The sequence below is a fragment of the Trichococcus alkaliphilus genome (genome assembly GCF_003008695.1).
Classification (GTDB): domain Bacteria; phylum Bacillota; class Bacilli; order Lactobacillales; family Aerococcaceae; genus Trichococcus; species Trichococcus alkaliphilus.
The window spans coordinates 261,894-278,004 of the sequence record NZ_PXZT01000002.1 but is presented as its reverse complement, the minus strand read 5'-3'; the positions used below and the strand labels follow the sequence as shown (position 1 = coordinate 278,004).

The 16,111-nt window shown below is 48.7% G+C and carries 13 protein-coding genes; 9 read left to right on the top strand and 4 right to left on the bottom strand.

The window, feature by feature from the left end; genetic code table 11:
- Positions 1 to 47: 47 nt before the first annotated feature.
- The 6 genes from arsB to C7R73_RS02895 all read left to right on the top strand — a co-directional run bounded on the left by arsB (position 48) and on the right by C7R73_RS02895 (position 7,301).
- Entirely contained in the window at positions 48 to 1,133 is a 1,086-nt protein-coding gene (arsB, locus tag C7R73_RS02920) for an ACR3 family arsenite efflux transporter (RefSeq protein WP_106449029.1), read from the top strand.
- 29 nt (positions 1,134 to 1,162) lie between these two features.
- The gene (locus tag C7R73_RS02915; protein WP_106449028.1) at positions 1,163 to 2,830 is read left to right on the top strand and encodes an FAD-dependent oxidoreductase; all 1,668 of its coding nucleotides are present in this window, start codon (positions 1,163 to 1,165) and stop codon (positions 2,828 to 2,830) included.
- A 148-nt stretch (positions 2,831 to 2,978) separates the two neighbouring features.
- Entirely contained in the window at positions 2,979 to 4,169 is a 1,191-nt protein-coding gene (locus C7R73_RS02910) for a MalY/PatB family protein (RefSeq protein WP_106449027.1), read from the top strand.
- Positions 4,170 to 4,542: 373 nt separating this feature from the next.
- Positions 4,543 to 5,241, top strand: a complete 699-nt coding sequence (locus C7R73_RS02905) for a zinc metallopeptidase (protein ID WP_106449026.1) — start codon at positions 4,543 to 4,545, stop codon at positions 5,239 to 5,241.
- A gap of 215 nt (positions 5,242 to 5,456) precedes the next feature.
- A complete protein-coding gene (locus C7R73_RS02900; protein ID WP_106449025.1) occupies positions 5,457 to 6,062 on the top strand; it encodes a TetR/AcrR family transcriptional regulator in 606 nt (201 codons plus the stop codon).
- A 48-nt stretch (positions 6,063 to 6,110) separates the two neighbouring features.
- Complete coding sequence (locus C7R73_RS02895; RefSeq protein WP_106449024.1) at positions 6,111 to 7,301, top strand: YcjF family protein; 1,191 nt, start codon at positions 6,111 to 6,113, stop codon at positions 7,299 to 7,301.
- 52 nt (positions 7,302 to 7,353) lie between these two features.
- Here C7R73_RS02895 and C7R73_RS02890 read toward each other — a convergent pair whose 3' ends face one another.
- Entirely contained in the window at positions 7,354 to 8,592 is a 1,239-nt protein-coding gene (locus tag C7R73_RS02890) for an MFS transporter (RefSeq protein ID WP_161525851.1), read from the bottom strand.
- Positions 8,593 to 8,839: 247 nt separating this feature from the next.
- The gene (locus C7R73_RS02885; RefSeq protein WP_106449022.1) at positions 8,840 to 9,997 is read right to left on the bottom strand and encodes an ROK family transcriptional regulator; all 1,158 of its coding nucleotides are present in this window, start codon (positions 9,995 to 9,997) and stop codon (positions 8,840 to 8,842) included.
- 439 nt (positions 9,998 to 10,436) lie between these two features.
- Between C7R73_RS02885 and C7R73_RS02880 the strand changes: the two genes are divergently transcribed.
- Positions 10,437 to 11,177: a sulfite exporter TauE/SafE family protein gene (locus C7R73_RS02880; protein WP_106449021.1), complete on the top strand. Its 741-nt coding sequence runs from the start codon at positions 10,437 to 10,439 to the stop codon at positions 11,175 to 11,177.
- An 81-nt stretch (positions 11,178 to 11,258) separates the two neighbouring features.
- Here the strand turns inward: C7R73_RS02880 and C7R73_RS02875 are convergent, their stop codons facing one another.
- Complete coding sequence (locus C7R73_RS02875; RefSeq protein ID WP_106449020.1) at positions 11,259 to 12,599, bottom strand: DUF1576 domain-containing protein; 1,341 nt, start codon at positions 12,597 to 12,599, stop codon at positions 11,259 to 11,261.
- A 358-nt stretch (positions 12,600 to 12,957) separates the two neighbouring features.
- On the opposite strand from C7R73_RS02875, the gene C7R73_RS02870 reads away from it, so the two are divergent.
- Positions 12,958 to 13,974: a Gfo/Idh/MocA family oxidoreductase gene (locus C7R73_RS02870; RefSeq protein ID WP_106449019.1), complete on the top strand. Its 1,017-nt coding sequence runs from the start codon at positions 12,958 to 12,960 to the stop codon at positions 13,972 to 13,974.
- 336 nt (positions 13,975 to 14,310) lie between these two features.
- Here the strand turns inward: C7R73_RS02870 and C7R73_RS02865 are convergent, their stop codons facing one another.
- On the bottom strand, positions 14,311 to 14,703 hold the full coding sequence (locus C7R73_RS02865) for a MerR family transcriptional regulator (RefSeq protein WP_106449018.1): 393 nt from the start codon (positions 14,701 to 14,703) through the stop codon (positions 14,311 to 14,313).
- Between the two features lie 176 nt (positions 14,704 to 14,879).
- On the opposite strand from C7R73_RS02865, the gene C7R73_RS02860 reads away from it, so the two are divergent.
- On the top strand, positions 14,880 to 16,070 hold the full coding sequence (locus C7R73_RS02860) for an MFS transporter (RefSeq protein WP_106449017.1): 1,191 nt from the start codon (positions 14,880 to 14,882) through the stop codon (positions 16,068 to 16,070).
- The last annotated feature ends 41 nt before the right edge of the window (positions 16,071 to 16,111 follow it).

Sequence of the window (16,111 nt, the reverse complement as noted above, 5' to 3'; positions counted from 1 at the left end):
AATAGTGCTGTAAAGAGCGCAAAACAATAAATGGGGGTATAATAAAAATGAGTGGAAAAGAGCAAACAAGCATCTCGTTCTTCAATAAATACCTGAGTGTCTGGGTAGCAATCTGTATGGTGGTGGGGGTTTTGATCGGTAAATATTTGCCGGCCATACCTGATTTCTTTGGGAAATTCGAATATGCGAACGTCTCGATCCCGACGGCTGTATTGATCTGGGTCATGATCTACCCGATGATGATGAAGGTGGATTTCCAAAGCGTCCGGGACGTCAGGAAAAATCCGAAAGGACTTTATGTCACCTGGGCAGTGAACTGGCTGATCAAACCTTTTACCATGTACGCGATTTCCGCTTTCTTCTTCTTTGTCGTCTTCAAGAATTTCATTACGCAGGAGTTGGCGACGGAATATTTGGCCGGTGCTATTCTCTTGGGAGCTGCACCTTGTACAGCGATGGTTTTTGTCTGGAGCCAATTGACAAAAGGCAATCCGGCGTACACTGTCGTTCAGGTTGCGACCAATGATCTGATCATCTTGGTTGCGTTCATTCCCATCGTCAAATTTTTATTGGGCGTCAGCAATGTTACGGTTCCTTGGGACACCTTGATCCTGTCCGTCGTGTTGTTCGTGGTGATTCCGTTGGTGGGTGGCGTTTTGACGCGGATCTTCGTCACAAAGAAAAAAGGAGTCACTTATTTCGAGAAGGATTTTCTTTCGAAATTTGATGGCGCGACTACCGCGGGGCTGTTGTTGATGCTGATCTTGTTGTTCTCTTTCCAAGGAGAGGTCATTCTGGAGAATCCGCTGCACATTTTGATGATCGCCGTACCTTTGATCCTGCAGACATTCCTGATTTTCTTCATTGCCTATTTTGCAAGCAAAGCGCTGAAGCTTCCGCATGCAATCTCCGCACCAGCCGGAATGATCGGCGCATCGAACTTTTTTGAATTATCTGTCGCGGTTGCCATCGCGTTGTTCGGAATGGATTCTCCAGCAGCATTGGCTACGGTGGTAGGCGTCCTGACGGAAGTGCCGGTGATGTTGATTTTGGTGAAGATCGCCAATTCGACGAGACACTGGTTTCCCGGAAAAGACAATAGTGTAGTGAATCCTGTAAAAATGGTAAAATAAGCCACCTTAACTGAAAAGGAGAATTTATTATGAAAATCATCGTAATCGGTTCGGTAGCAGCGGGCACCTCTGTTGCAGCCAAAGCGCGCAGAAACTCAGAGGAAGCAGAAATCGTCATCTATGACCAAGGGAAGGATATCTCCTATTCTGGCTGCGGTATCCCTTATAAAATCGGTGGGGAAGTCGATTCAGTGGATCGCCTGACGCCGCGGGATGCAAAATGGTTCAAAAAGAGATATGATGTCTCCATCTATACTGAACACAAAGTGACAAAGGTGAATCATGAAGCCAAGAAGCTTCAAGTAAAGGATCTAAAGACCGGTGAAATCAAAGAGGACCCTTATGATGTTTTGGTTTTCGCGACAGGTGCGGTTTCGATTACGCCTCCACCGTTCGATCAGGCAGAATATAAGAATGTCTTTCATGTCCGCAACATCCAGGACCTTCGTGACATAGAAAGTTATTCAGAAGCGAACCAGCCGAAAAAAGCGCTCCTCATCGGTGCCGGGTTTATCGGTCTGGAAATGGCTGAACAGCTTGTGCATAAAGGCTGGGATGTCACCATCGTTCAGTTGGAAAATCAAGTGATGCCGCCGATGGATGCAGATATGGCTTTCCGGGTGGAAGAAGTGCTGATGGCCAATGGGGTGCATTTGCACCTGGGGGATACGGTCAAAACCATCGAAGGGGATGGAGCCATCAAAAAAGTGGTGACTACAAAAGGCGCCACCATCGAAACGGATATTGTTATCCTCGCTGCCGGAGTAAGTCCGAATACCCAATTGGCGAAGGAAATCGGCGTCACGATCGGAGCGACAGGTGCTATTGCCGTTAACAGTAAAATGCAGACGAACCTTCCGGATGTTTATGCAGTCGGTGATGTGGCCGAAAGCTTCTCCGTCATCACAGGCAAACCGATTTACCGTCCATTGGGCTCTACGGCCAACAAGATGGGACGGATTGCCGGCGATGTGATTACAGGTGGAAATCTGGAACACCGCGGGGTATTGGGTACCAGTATTTTCCGCTTGTTCAATCTCCATGTCGGCCAGACAGGTTTGACCGAAAAAGAAGCGAAGGCAGCAGGTTATTTTGTGGAAATCATCTTTAATATCAAGCCTGACCACGCTGAATACCTTGGCGGGAAAGAACTGATCATCAAGGCATTGGCCGATAAAGCCACTGGACGAGTCTTGGGCGCTCAAATCGTGGGATTCCAAGGAGTGGACAAACGAATCGATGTCCTCGCCACGGCCATCACCTTCAAGGCAAAAGCTGAAGATCTATTTCACTTGGATCTGGCCTATGCACCGCCGTTCGCAACGACAAAAGATCCTATATTATATACAGGCATGGCATTGGATAACGCCTTGCACAAAAATCCTTTGATGACCCCGACCCAGTTGGTCGAAACGCAGCAAAAAGGCGAATCGATCCAGGTGGTCGATACGCGTTCCGCCAAGGACTTCGAGAAGGGCCACGTCCAAGACGCGATCCACATCCCGTTAGGGGAACTGCGGACCCGTGCCGGTGAGCTTTCGAAAGATATCCCGACAGTTACCTATTGCAACAAAGGGGTCACCGGAAATGCAGGACAGAATGTCTTGATCAATTTAGGCTTCCAGGAAGTCTACAACCTTTCGGGCGGCAATAAAAATTATCAAAATTACCTCAAAATGCTGAAGAGAAAAAGCTAAAAGATGAGTCGCTGCTGTATGCATGCGAAAAAATGGAGAATCCGAAATGGATTCTTCTTTTTTTTTCATTAAAATCTGATTAAGGGTGGCAATTATAAGAACGAGTGATAGAATGAAAAGTAAGTCAAATGTTTGGGAGGATGCATAAATGAATTATGATTTTGAAACGCCCGTCAACCGGAGCAACACCGGGTCCGAAAAATGGGCAGCAATGTACAGAAGCAATCCGCAGGTGGGAAAAGATGTTTTTCCGTTTTCTGTAGCGGATTTGGACATAAAGACAGCACCTGAGATCGTCAAAGGACTGCAGGAATATATCGAAACAGCCGTGATGGGCTATGATCTGCCGACCGAAGACTATTACCGGGCAATCATCAATTGGATGGGGAACCGCCATTCTTGGGAAATCAAGAAGGAATGGATCATCTGCACACCGGGCATCATTGCAGCGTTCTATTCCGCTATCCGGGCATACACCGAGCCGGGCGACGGCGTTCTTTACATGGGGCCGGTCTATTATCCGTTCATGAAGTCGATCAAGAACACGAAACGGACGTTGATCAACAATTCATTGATCCGAAACGGCGATCGCTACGAAATCGATTTCGATGGCTTGGCCGAAAAAGCCAAAGATCCGAACATCAAACTGATGCTGTTCAGCAACCCGCATAATCCGGTCGGCCGCGTCTGGACGAGAGCGGAATTGGAGCGGGTCGTCGACATCTGCGCCGCTAACGATATCGTGATTTTGGCGGATGAAATCCACCACGATCTGATCATGCCCGGCCATGTGTTCACCCCGATGGCAGCCATATCCGAAGCTGCAGCGGACATCTGCATCACGGCAACTGCCGCCAGCAAGTCCTTCAATATCGCGGGCCTGCGCAATTCCAATGTCATCATTTCGAATCCGGAGCTCCACACGGCATTCAAGATGGATATGGAAATGACCGGCATCGGCGGAGGAACCAACGTGATTGGCTTGAAGGCGACAGAAATCGCCTATACGGCAGCCGAGGACTGGTTGGAAGAATTCAAAGCTTTGATTTGGCACAACCACGAGACGTTAAAGGATTTCTTGGCGAAGGAACTGCCTGAAGTGACCGTCTTCGATCTGGAAGGGACCTATCTGCAATGGATGGACTTCAGTGCCTTCGGTTTGTCGCACAAGCAATTGGAAACCATCACAGAGCAAGAAGCGCAAGTGTTCCTGGATGAAGGCTACATATTCGGGGACGAGGGTCGCGGATATGAGAGAATCAGCCTAGGTGCCCCTACGAAAACGCTGATGGAAGCGATGGAACGCCTAGTCACAGTCATGAAAAAATACCGGAAATAAAATCAATAGAGCAACTGGGGCTGTCTCGTTGAGGCAGCCTTTGATTTGGAGTAAACGTAGATTGCAGCAGCAACTTGTGCTGCTCCGGTGAACGCAGGCTTGGCCGGAGTTCAGCCAACATTTTTTTTTGTTCTCCGATGAGGACAACTTCCCCGGAGCTGCGCCCGGAAGTCACTGGCGTCCTCCGGTGGGCGGACCCTCGCCGGAGCAGGGGCCATCTAGAGCTGTTTTCCTCCGGCCAACCGGAGTCCAATTTCGAAAATAACGAATATCTAAAGAATTTGATAAAATTACACAACCGTAAGCATCCTTCATCCTTTCTTCACAATCGGATGCTATACTGTAGAGTAAATAAAAGAAAGGTTGATGAGACATGTTGTATCCATTCTTCGATAGCACCTATATATTGATCATCCTCGGTATCGTGGTTTCCATGATCGCTTCGGGATTCGTCAAACGTACCTTCATTACCTATAACAAAGTGAAAAGCCAGAACGGTTACACCGCTACGGATGCAGCACGCTTCATCCTGGAGCAATCGGGCATCCATGATGTGCAGATCGAGCGCGTCCGCGGGGATCTGACGGACCACTACGACTCGCGCGCCAAAGTGCTGCGTCTTTCCGACACGACAGCCAACTCGACTTCGGTTGCGGCTATCGGCGTCGCTGCCCATGAAGTCGGTCACGCGATCCAGGATCAAAAAAATTACATTCCGTTGCGCATGCGTGCCGGTTTGGTCCCCGCCGCCAATTTTGGTCAGATGGTTTCCATGCCGATGATCATGATTGGTGTGTTCGCAGGCATGAACCAGACGTTCCTCAATTTGGGGATCCTCTTTTTCTCGTTCAGCTTCCTGTTCCAGGTGGTCACCTTGCCTGTCGAATTCAATGCATCCGGCCGCGCCCTGAAGATCCTGTCTAACGGCGGCATCCTGAATGCGCAAGAAGTACCGAAAGCCCGCAAAGTTCTTGTCGCAGCCGCCATGACATATGTCGCAGCGGCCTTCATGAGCTTCCTGCAACTGCTCCGTCTGCTGATGCTTTTCGGCGGCGGAAGCAACGACGATTAACCAACAGGAGCGAGGATTAGTCCGCCTTCCATCCGAAAAAGCTGCTTCGGTCCATTCCAACGGACCAGAGCAGCTTTTTTTTGTTGTGCTGGATCCCCTGAAAGGCGGCCATTAAACTTGTTATCTCGGGGTGGCTATACTATAATCATATTAGCATTTTGGAAGTCTATATCAGAAAAGAATTCCAAATAAGACTCTGGAAGCGGGAGCTAACAATGAATCCTAATAAACAATCGCAAGACAAGCGCGTTATAGCCACAAAGAAAAATCTTTTGCATGCGTTGATAACCTTGCTGGAAGAGAAATCCATCGAAGAGGTGACGGTGAGGGAACTAACCGGACGGGCAAAAGTGAATCGGGGAACTTTTTACCTGCATTACGTAGATAAACATGATCTGTTGGAGAAAAATATCGATGCGCTGATTCTGGAACTCCAGGACAGAGGAAAAGCCATCACGACAACGGTTTTATCCGATGCAGCAGAAATAGAATTCAGGCAAATAACGGTTGAGGCGTTCACGGATATATTCAGCTACATCAAAGAAAATGAGCGCTTCTTCAGTGTTCTTTTCAACGGGCGAAGCAGCTACTCCTTTCCGCTCAAATTCAATACCTATCTGAGGGGGCGGTTGGAGGAACAGCTCCGGTCGAAAAAAACCGTAATACCTAATGAACACTGGATCACCGCCGTTTCCTTCGCCTATCAAGGGATGATCTACTCCTGGGTGACGAACGGTATGAAAGACTCGCCGGAACGGATGGGGGAGTATGGGTATTATTTCATTTCCCAAAGCGTGGTGGAAATAACCAGAGGGACGTGATCGTTCCATAAAAAGTGTGCTTGCGGTCAAGCGACAGGAGGAAGCGTCATGGGAAGAGGAAACCTTGATTTGAATGTGGTCCAGGAGATACTGAACAAGACAAAAGAAGAAGTGGAGAACATGCATCCCGTCAATATCCTGTTGGCGGGGAAGACGGGTGTCGGGAAAAGTACGCTGATCAACAACGTCTTCCGGGAGCGGATGGCTGAGACCGGCATCGGGAAACCTGTGACGAAACATCTGCGGCGGATCGCGAAGGAAGGCATGCCGATCGTGCTGTACGATACGCGCGGGCTGGAATTGGGCCATCCGATCCAAACCGAAGTCAAGCGGGAAATCATCGAGGCCATCAAGCAGAGCCAAAAGGAAGGGTCCGATCAGGCGATCCATTTGGTCTATTATTGCATCAATGCGCATTCTTCCCGCATCGAGGAATCCGAGATCGCCTTCATGGAAGAACTTGCCGGCTTGCTGCCGGTGTTGGTCGTCCTGACGCAATCGGTCGGACAGCCTGCTACCGAGCTGAAGAAATACATTGAAAACCTGAACTTGCCGATCGCCGGGGTGCTGAGCGTGATGGCGGAACCGTATGCCATCACGGATGAGCTGGTGCTTCCGCAGAGCGGATTGAAGGAATTGATCGAGCGGACGTTTGCGCTGCTGCCGGAGGAGACGAAAGAGGCTTTTAACAACGCCCAACAGGTGGATATCGCGCGTAAAGCGAAAGCATCCCGAAGTTGGGCGACCAAATACATCGTGACGACATTCGGTGTCGGGTTCACACCGATCCCTTTTTCCGATGCGACTGTCCTGGTGCCGATGCAGATCGGCATGCTGGCCCACATCACTGCGATATTCGGCATTTCAATGGATAAAGCCACAATCACCAGTGTGATCGGTGCTGTCGGCGGGACAGGGGGAGCCACTTATTTAGGGCGGTACATCGTATCCAACTTGCTGAAGCTGATTCCAGGTGCGGGGACGATCGTCGGCGGGGTCATCAGCGGCGCGACGGCTGCCGTGCTGACGACCGCGTTGGCGATGAGCTACATCGAGGTGCTGACGGTCGTGGCAAAAGGTGAAAAGGACGGCAAGTATCCGGACCTCAGCAACATCGAGAAGCTGATGCGCGAAAAAATGCAGGAGCGCCTCAAAATGGGGACCAAGGATCAGGATGTCAAAGAAATCCTGGATAATCTGAAGAAGAGCAGTCCATTGAAAAAATGGCTGAAAAAATAGAACACAAAAACGCACAGTCAGCCGACTGTGCGTTTTTTCAACATATCTGATTTTAGATGCTGGTTACGTTCAGCGGACGTTTTAACGGTCCTCTTTTCAGTGCGAAAAGGTAACAGATGCCGTAGATGATGGCCAAGCCCATCATTGCATACATGCCGATTGCATATGAGCCGGTCACGTCATAAACCGCTCCCCATAGCGGGCCGGAGATGGACATTCCGATGGAAGGCGCCATGCCGAGAATGGACCAGATGCGCGGGTAATCCCCGATACCGAAGACTTCGCTCACGACCAATGGGGTCAATACCGCTGGTCCGCCTAGGCCGAAAGCGAGGATGAACATCACGATCGACAAGGCCAGGAAAGAGCGGGTGGTCGCAAGGAAGAACAAAGCGATCACCATGCAGACAACAACAACTGTAAGGGTGATGGTCGAATCGATTTTGTCATTGATGGCTCCCACCGAAATGTTGGCGATGATCATGCCGGCCATGACGAGCGAAAACAATGTGCCGACCTGTCCGGATGTGAAGTTCATCCCGCTGAAGTGCGCTGGCAAATGTTGCATCATCCCGCCTCCGAAAGCGGAAAGGAAAATGCCTATGAACAAAATATAAAACGGTTTCATCTTTTTGGCATCTTCATAAGTGATGGACAGATCATGTATAGGTTGATCGCTTTGGTTTCGAGCGGACAGTTCGTCTCCATAAGCGTTCAGGCCGATAGTACCCGGATTTTCCACCAACAAAAAGAGGCCGTTCGGGACAGTCAGGAGCGCGAAAAGTCCTGCAATCAAAAAGTAACCCATGCGCCAACCGAAGTTATCCAGAAATGTCGGCATGATCATCGAAACGATGGCTCCCGCAAGTCCTCCGGAGGCATTCAACAAGCCCATCATCAATCCTTTTTTGGCGGTGAACCAATTGTTGATCAATAAAATCGCCAGAAACATGGTGATCGGCATCATGAACAAACCGAGGAAGATGCCTCCCAGATAAAATTGCCATAAACGAGTGGCGAATGCCAGCCAAACAAATCCAAGCGAAACCCAGAGTCCTCCTCCGATCAGCAAGCGCTTTGCGCCAAATTTAGGGAGAAATTGTCCAATCAGGGGAAGTACGAAAACGCCGGTCAAAGTCGACAGGCTGATGTAAAGCGAAAAGGCACTGCGCGTGAAGCCTAATTCCGCGGTGATGGGCTCGACGAAGAAACCGACCGCATTCCCGGCAATGTACATGGCCATGATCAAGAAGGCCGCAGAAAAAAAGGATAGATAGTGGCGTAAGGTCATATGATAATTCCTCTCTACATCAAATAGGTCAAATATGATTCTTGTCAGATTTCTGTATAACAAAAAGGCATCCCACAATATGGAATGTCGTTTCATGAAATCGAATACATGTCTCTGCATATAAAATATTATATTAATAATCAACAAAAAGCAATAGTGTGTCAAAAAAAACGTCACACCCGTGAGGATGTGACGACAGAAAGAGGCTGATCAATTTTTTTGGATTACGCGCCATGCATAAGAAAATTTAATCTTCAAAATGCAGCTGCAATTGCGGGACCTGGAAGAAATGCTGGAGTGCCAATGCGATCCCACCCAGAAGAGCTCCGTTTTTACCCAGTGAGGACAAACTCACTGGAACGTTTTGCCCGGATTTTCGGTTCAATTCTGTTTGGATTGCTGTCACACATTCCGGCAATGTACGGAAGAGATCGCCATTCAGATAGACTTTTTCCGGATCGAACAGGCTGACGACGTTGCTGATTGCGATGCTCATATGCAGCACGAGATGGTCCACTACATTTTTGGCATCTTCATCGCCTGTTTTGTACAAGGCAATGAGATCGGCCAACTGAAGTGCGGAATCCTTCTTCAGGTCCCTGATTTCTGCAACCAAAGCACCCGTTGAACAATATTGGTTCAGGCAACCTTGTTTGCCGCAGTCGCAGTCTTTCCCGAATGGATAGAGGATTGTGTGCCCCAGATTACCGGCCAAGCTGTTTTTGCTGCGGAACAACCGGTTCTGCAACAGGATTCCGGAACCGATGCCTTCATCCAGATCGATGCTGATGATGTTCCCCGGAGAGTGGGCGAATACAGCTTCGGCGATAACCGCCAGATTATTCTGGTTCTCCAGAAAGATCGGGCAGTCGATGGCGTCGCTCTCCAGATGTTTGGCAGTCAGATGCTCTAACATTTTGTTAGTTGATGATACTATCTCATCCTCATGCACAAAGCCGTCGATGGACACAACAATACCTACGAAGCGGAACGGCGTCTTATTGAGGCTCTTCCTATGGTAAAGAACCACTTCCTCGATGCTGTCTATGATATTGCTGGCTTCCACTTTTCTGACCAAATCGTACTGCGCAACGATCCTGCCTTGAAGATTGCAGACGAGAGAAGAAATCTTTGTTTGTGTAATGGTCAAACTCATCGCGTATCCGCCATTCGCATTCACCTTCAACAACACCGGTTTTCTCCCGCCAACGACGGAACTTTGACCTGTACCGAGTTCGACGACAAGTTTTTCCTTAAGCAGTTTTTTGACAATTTCGGATACGGTTGCCTTATTGAGTCCGGAATCATGAGAGATGGCCGCTCGTGAAGTATTGGGATGATTGATGATTGCTGTCAAAACGATGGTCTCGTTTTGTTCCCTGATTGTGTTACGGTTGACGATCATGGTGTGTCACACCCTTTACAAATTTTTTTTGAGTTTTGGGCGCAAGAAAGGTGATGGATCTGAAAAATATACAAAGAAAGGCCATCTTGATGCACAGTCGAACGTGTTCCAGAAAGTCTCTCAGAGGTGGAAATACCTTGTATAGTAGTCAGAAGTCTTGTTTTGAAGGCGGTTACATAGGTGGTAAAGACAAAAGTGGGCTCGTTGAAGAGCGATGGGTGGGGGAAACAGTCACTGCGGGCATTCGTCTTTGGTTACATTTTAACACTTTTTGAGGGTAATTGCGAGGTTTGGATGCCCGCCAAACCCAATTAACGAGCACTTTTTTTCAATTGGGTAAAGAGATTAAGCGTTTTCTGGATTGTGGTCCCTGAGTCATTGTCATTTTTTGTGATAATCGGTAAAATGAAAGGAATCACGGGAGGGGGCATATATCAGAATGTTGGGTTTGAACGGAATTGAATGGATGATGCTGATTGTCGCGGCCGTCATCATCGGTTTTTCAAAAACAGGCATACAAGGCGCGACAATACCGGCAGTGGCACTCCTTGCGGTACTGTTCGGCGGGAAGGCTTCAGCCGGAATTATGTTGCCGATGCTGATGTTGGGGGATTTGATCGCCATCTTTCAATACAGCAAACAGGGCAAATTCAGTGATGTCCTGAAACTGTTGCCTGCAGCCGTAATCGGCATCATCAGTGGAGCCATCATGGGTAATTATCTCGATGACAAGCAGTTCAAATCCTTGTTGGGTGTCGTCGTATTGGTTTGTCTGGGGTTGTTGGTCTACCGGGAGGTGGCCAAAAGAGTGTTGCCGCTTCCGAAAAATCCGATTTTCCACTGGATGGTCGGGGCTGTCAGCGGCTTTTCTTCGATGGTAGGGAATGCCGCTGGGCCTATTTTCAATGTTTATGTGCTGTCGCAGGATCTAACCAAGAACAAAATGATCGGAACGACGGCCTGGTTCTTTCTGGTGATGAATATTGTGAAATTGCCTTTTCATATCTTCATGTGGGGGACCATCACTTGGGGAACACTCCGGTACATGCTGCTGATGATTCCGTTCATCGCAATCGGCAGTTGGATGGGAATCACTTTCGTCAGAAAGATAAACGAAGTCTGGTACAAGCGCATCATCATGATCATGACCGCGATTGCGGCGATCCGTCTATTCATCTAAAAAGCGATACCTGATGAACGAGTTTACTCCGTTCATCAGGCATCGCTTTTGTTTTCTGAAAAATCAGGTTAAATATTTCTGTTACTTGGTGTGTTCGATTTCAACTTCATCAGCCGGATCGACTGGCCCACGCAAAGCGCGTTGGTTGGCCCGGTGAAGGTGGAATGCTTCCAGGATCGGAACCAATATCGAAGCGACAAGCCCGCCTGAAAAGCCATTATTGTAGAGGTTGACGCCACCATGGAGATAGCCGATATTCATGACCAATGTCAGATGCATGGCTCCGGCGATGATGCCCGCTATGTTCCCGTAGCGACCGGCCAACGGCGCCAGGGTTGTTCCGAACAGTGCCGAAATCAAAACGATGGTGGATTGATTGTCCTGATAATTGAGTCGGCCCATCAGCGTGACCCCAATCAGAATCGGCAAGACATTCTTGACGTTTTTCCCGAAGGCTCCGAAGCCTATGACTGTGAAGATTCCACCCAAAACGGGACCGTTGATCTCTCCACCCATCAAAAGAATGTAAGTCGTAGACAGGAATCCAAGCAAAGACATGTTGATGAGTGTCGCACCCAAACCGCCAAGTTCCAGGTAATCAGTGGACAATTGGCCCGAATGGCGCATGATCCGCTTTAACCCCTTGAAGCTCCATCCGTTGAGCCACAAGCCAATCAGGAACATGCCGCTGAAAAGTGAATAGAGCATCACTGAAAATGGGCCGTTGTAGCCGCTGGCAAGGATATTTGCTGTTTTTATCTCGAAACCGAAATTGCGCATCAAAGAGATGAAAACCGTTCCGATGATGCCGCAGGTGAAGCCGACGTTATAGAGGCTGAATCCTCTTGTGAAGGTAACGAAATGATGCGCCAGTGGGGGAATCAGGAAGCCAGAAATGAAACCGGCGCCCAGCCCCAGAAGTACACCATAGGGTTGACCGATGCCGAGGCTGAAGGAGAGTTCACTGACCAGCGGTGCCAAGGCTGTCCCGAAAAGGGCGGCCAGCAAAGATTTGTGCATCGGTACTTTTGTGACTTTTGCATATGTGAAGGCACCGATGCTGATCGGCATGGAATTGAATAAGTTCTTGCCAAAAAAAGCGAATCCAGCAATCGTCAAAATGCCGGCTATGACCGGACCGTTAATCTTGGCATCCGCCATCCGGACGATCCAAAGAGCCTGCAAAGTCATCAAGGCAACGTTGAACAACGCCGCGCCGACGTTCGTCAACGCCATGTAATCCGTAAAGAGATTAGCCGGAGAGGCCAGGATGGTGAGGTTGCCTTCATAAATTTCGCGTGGGCTGTTGAACAGGAAAGCCACACCGCCCATCAATAAGGCGAAGCCGGCTAATAACCCAAATTTTAATCGCTCGTAGAGTTCCTCTGCGCCACTCATAGTAGGCTGTCTTTTCTGTATCATAAGTTTCCCCCAATCTTATAGTGTTGAAAAAAGTAAATGAAAATGGAGTATGGAAATTGCTGTTTGTCGCTACGGAAAGAACCCAATCTGACAAACTCATGTAAACGGTAACTTACATTTAATTATACAGGGCGGGAGCGACTCTCACAATATTTATTTTCAACTTTACTAAAATCCACTAATATTGCAACAGGAAATACACAAACGGAACAATCTGCGCTGAACATTTGGTCCAAAAGGCAGCACCCGATCCAAAAAAGACCGCACTTTTGTACCGATTCAGCTCGGATTTGTTTACATTCCGATATATACCGCTACAATATAGAGAGGAAGATACAATCATTTAGGGGGAGAAAATATGCTGACAATCGGATACATCGGAAACGGGAAAAGCACCAACCGTTATCATCTGCCGTTTTCTTTATCAAGAAGCAACATCAAAGTCAAAACAATCTATAGCCGGAATCCGGAGACAAGCGATTGGGAAAAAATCGAGGGCATCCACTACACCGGAAATATTGAAGATGTGCTGGAGGATGATGAAATCCAGTTGGTGGTCGTCTGCACGCATACGAATTCCCACTATGAGTTCGCCAAACAAGCTTTGGATCACGGCAAAAATGTGCTGGTCGAAAAACCGTTCATGCCAACTTCCGAAGAAGCGGCCGCCATTTTTGCCTATGCAAAAGAAAAGGGCTTGCTGGTCCAATGCTACCAGAACAGACGCTACGATTCGGACTTCCTGACGACGCAGAAAGTCATCGAAAGTGGCAAATTAGGCGATCTGTTGGAAGTCGAGATAGCCATCGATTACTATCGCCCGGAAATTCCTTTAGCGATCGACAGCTTCACCAAGGATACCAGCTACCTGTACGGTATCGGCAGCCATACCATCGATCAGGTCCTTTCCTATTTCGGCAAGCCGGACAAAATCCATTATGACGTACGGCAATTGTTGGGGCCGGGCCGGATGAATGATTACTTCGATTTGGATTTCCACTATCAGAATCTGAAGGTTTCCATCAAATCCAGCTTCTTCAGGCTGAAGGAGCGTCCGAGCTTTGTCGCTTACGGCAAAAAGGGCATGTTCGTGAAACAGACCCGAGACCGTCAAGAAGAGCATCTAAAACTGTTCCACATGCCGAACAATTCCGATTTCGGTGTCGACCTGCCGGAACATTACGGGGTTCTGACGTACATGGATGATGAAGGCGTCTACCACGAAGAAAAGGTTGTCTCCGAGAAAGGCGATTACGCCAGAGTCTATGATGATCTATACAACGCAATCGTGAACGGTGCGGAAAAAGTCACCAAGGACGAGCAGACCCTGCTGCAGATGGAAATCATCGAAACAGGGATAGCGGGTATGGTCTAAAGAGTATGATAGTGAAAGAACCCAGTGTCGGCCTCATAGGGAGGCGGATACTGGGTTCTTTGTTTTTTTTCGATTGTCCGGTAATCGTCTTTTCGAAGGTTTTGAGGTCAGCGGGGGCCCCAGCTCCTGCGAAGGCACTGTTCACAGGAGTTCGGCCAACATTCCGTTTGCGTCCTCCGACGAGCGCAGCCTAGCCGGAGTTGCGGCTGGAAAGTTACCGAAGTTCTTCGGTGGACGTACGCCTCACCGGAGCTGCGCACGCGTATTGCTTTTTTCGATGGAAACAGACCCGGAAATATGGATGCGCGTGAATTATCCATGTTTTCAGTATCTCCCTCACCATTTGTTCGGATTGCTGGTATCGGGAACAAGATGGTTGATGATATCTTCGTAATTGTTCGCTTTGGTTCTGAGGTACTCGGCTTTTTGGGTGATGTCAATCCGCTTGGCGTCCATGATTTCTTTCTGCTTCAAAATTATCTCGTAGCGCTCAATTATGGTAGAATCTCCTTGAAGACACAGGTCGACGTATTCCTTGATCGCTTCTATCGTCATTCCGCAGCCCCTGAGGTTTTGTGCGCCTTTCAGCCAATGGATCGATCTCTCGTCAAAAATCCGGTTGTTGTTTTTGTCGCGCTTCAGACTTGGTACGAGCCCTTTGTCCGTATAGAATCTGACCGTATGTTCAGTCATATCGAGTATTTCGGAAACTTCTTTGACGGTATACATTTTTACGCCTCCTGCAAAAATATTTAAAACGCCTTGACTTCGTGTTACTCGAAGGTGGTAAAGTCATTATATCAAAGCGATACTGTCAATGCGAAATTTTGATAACGCTTTTTTGGTAGACTCATTTCCATAATTGCACTAATACCAATACAACCAAAGGAGTGATCAAAAATACGATGGAAAAAACAATTGAAAATACAACGGATATTAGAGGCAAAATCTATTTGCTGACGTTCATCAGTTTCCTGGTCGGCACATTGCAGTTCGTCATCGGGGGTATCTTGGATAAAGTGGCCTTGTCGGTAGGCGTTTCGGTATCGACAGTGGGGCAGGTCATTACAGCCTTTTCACTGGCCGCCGCCATCGGCACGCCGATTTTCATGATGGCGACCGCGAAGATGGACAGACGCAAGCAACTGCTGATCGGCCTTGCTGCAGTGCTGATCAGCACGATTTCCACGGTAGCTCTGCCCGGGTTTGGATTCCTGATGGGTTCCCGGATCCTGCTAGGTGTTGGGACCGGGATTTACAACATAAGCGCTTATGCTATCATTGCCAAGATGACTCCTCCGGGACGACAAGCGATGGCTTTGTCGAACTTGGCGATGGGAGCCAGCGCCGCTCTGGTTATTGGTGTTCCGATTGCCCGTGTTGTGGTTGCTGCATATGACTGGAGGATAATATTTATAGTTATCGGTGTCCTGCTGCTGCTTTCCATACTCGCCGTCATTCGGATGATTCCGGCTGCGGCAGGAGAAGCGCCGATTCCGCTCAGCGCACAACTGGCGCTGCTGAAGAACCCGAAAATATTTATGGCACTCAGCGTGTCGTTCTTCATGTTTTTCGCTTATTCGGTGGTCAATTCGTACACAACGCCTTTCTTACTTGAGGTCATGCCGTCGATGGAATCCCGCATCAGTATGATTCTCCTTTTCTTAGGAATCGCCAGTCTGATAGGGTCCAAACTGGGAGGCTTTTTGGCGGATCGTTTTGGTGCCGCCCACACATTGGTGGGCGGCATCATAGCCCAAGCTGTGGCCTTGCTGCTGATCCCGATCTTTTCCGGATCGGTGGTTCTCATCGTTTCCATGCTGATGATCTGGTCCATCGCCGCCTGGGCTTGCGGACCGACGCTGAACTTTAATTTGGTTTCCATCGCTCCCGAAGCGTCCGGAATCATGCTGAGTCTGAACAGTACTTTCATCCAATTCGGATTTGCTGCTGGCGCTGCCATCGGTGGGATTGTCGTGGGCAGCGCGTCGATCATGGCAATCATGTGGACAGGGGCTGCATCGTTAGCAGTTGCTGTCGTCGTGGGGCTTGTCTCCTTCGGCCTTATGCCGGCCCGTAAAAATTATCATTTGTAAAAATAGAAAAATCCTTAAAATGGGCGTTACGTACCCATTTT

Bases quoted from the DNA above. Each gene is read 5' to 3' on its own strand.
- arsB (WP_106449029.1), top strand. From the start codon at position 48: ATGAGTGGAAAAGAGCAAACAAGCATCTCGTTCTTCAATAAATACCTG.
- C7R73_RS02915 (WP_106449028.1), top strand. From the start codon at position 1,163: ATGAAAATCATCGTAATCGGTTCGGTAGCAGCGGGCACCTCTGTTGCA.
- C7R73_RS02910 (WP_106449027.1), top strand. From the start codon at position 2,979: ATGAATTATGATTTTGAAACGCCCGTCAACCGGAGCAACACCGGGTCC.
- C7R73_RS02905 (WP_106449026.1), top strand. From the start codon at position 4,543: ATGTTGTATCCATTCTTCGATAGCACCTATATATTGATCATCCTCGGT.
- C7R73_RS02900 (WP_106449025.1), top strand. From the start codon at position 5,457: ATGAATCCTAATAAACAATCGCAAGACAAGCGCGTTATAGCCACAAAG.
- C7R73_RS02895 (WP_106449024.1), top strand. From the start codon at position 6,111: ATGGGAAGAGGAAACCTTGATTTGAATGTGGTCCAGGAGATACTGAAC.
- C7R73_RS02890 (WP_161525851.1), bottom strand. From the start codon at position 8,592: ATGACCTTACGCCACTATCTATCCTTTTTTTCTGCGGCCTTCTTGATC.
- C7R73_RS02885 (WP_106449022.1), bottom strand. From the start codon at position 9,997: ATGATCGTCAACCGTAACACAATCAGGGAACAAAACGAGACCATCGTT.
- C7R73_RS02880 (WP_106449021.1), top strand. From the start codon at position 10,437: ATGTTGGGTTTGAACGGAATTGAATGGATGATGCTGATTGTCGCGGCC.
- C7R73_RS02875 (WP_106449020.1), bottom strand. From the start codon at position 12,599: ATGATACAGAAAAGACAGCCTACTATGAGTGGCGCAGAGGAACTCTAC.
- C7R73_RS02870 (WP_106449019.1), top strand. From the start codon at position 12,958: ATGCTGACAATCGGATACATCGGAAACGGGAAAAGCACCAACCGTTAT.
- C7R73_RS02865 (WP_106449018.1), bottom strand. From the start codon at position 14,703: ATGTATACCGTCAAAGAAGTTTCCGAAATACTCGATATGACTGAACAT.
- C7R73_RS02860 (WP_106449017.1), top strand. From the start codon at position 14,880: ATGGAAAAAACAATTGAAAATACAACGGATATTAGAGGCAAAATCTAT.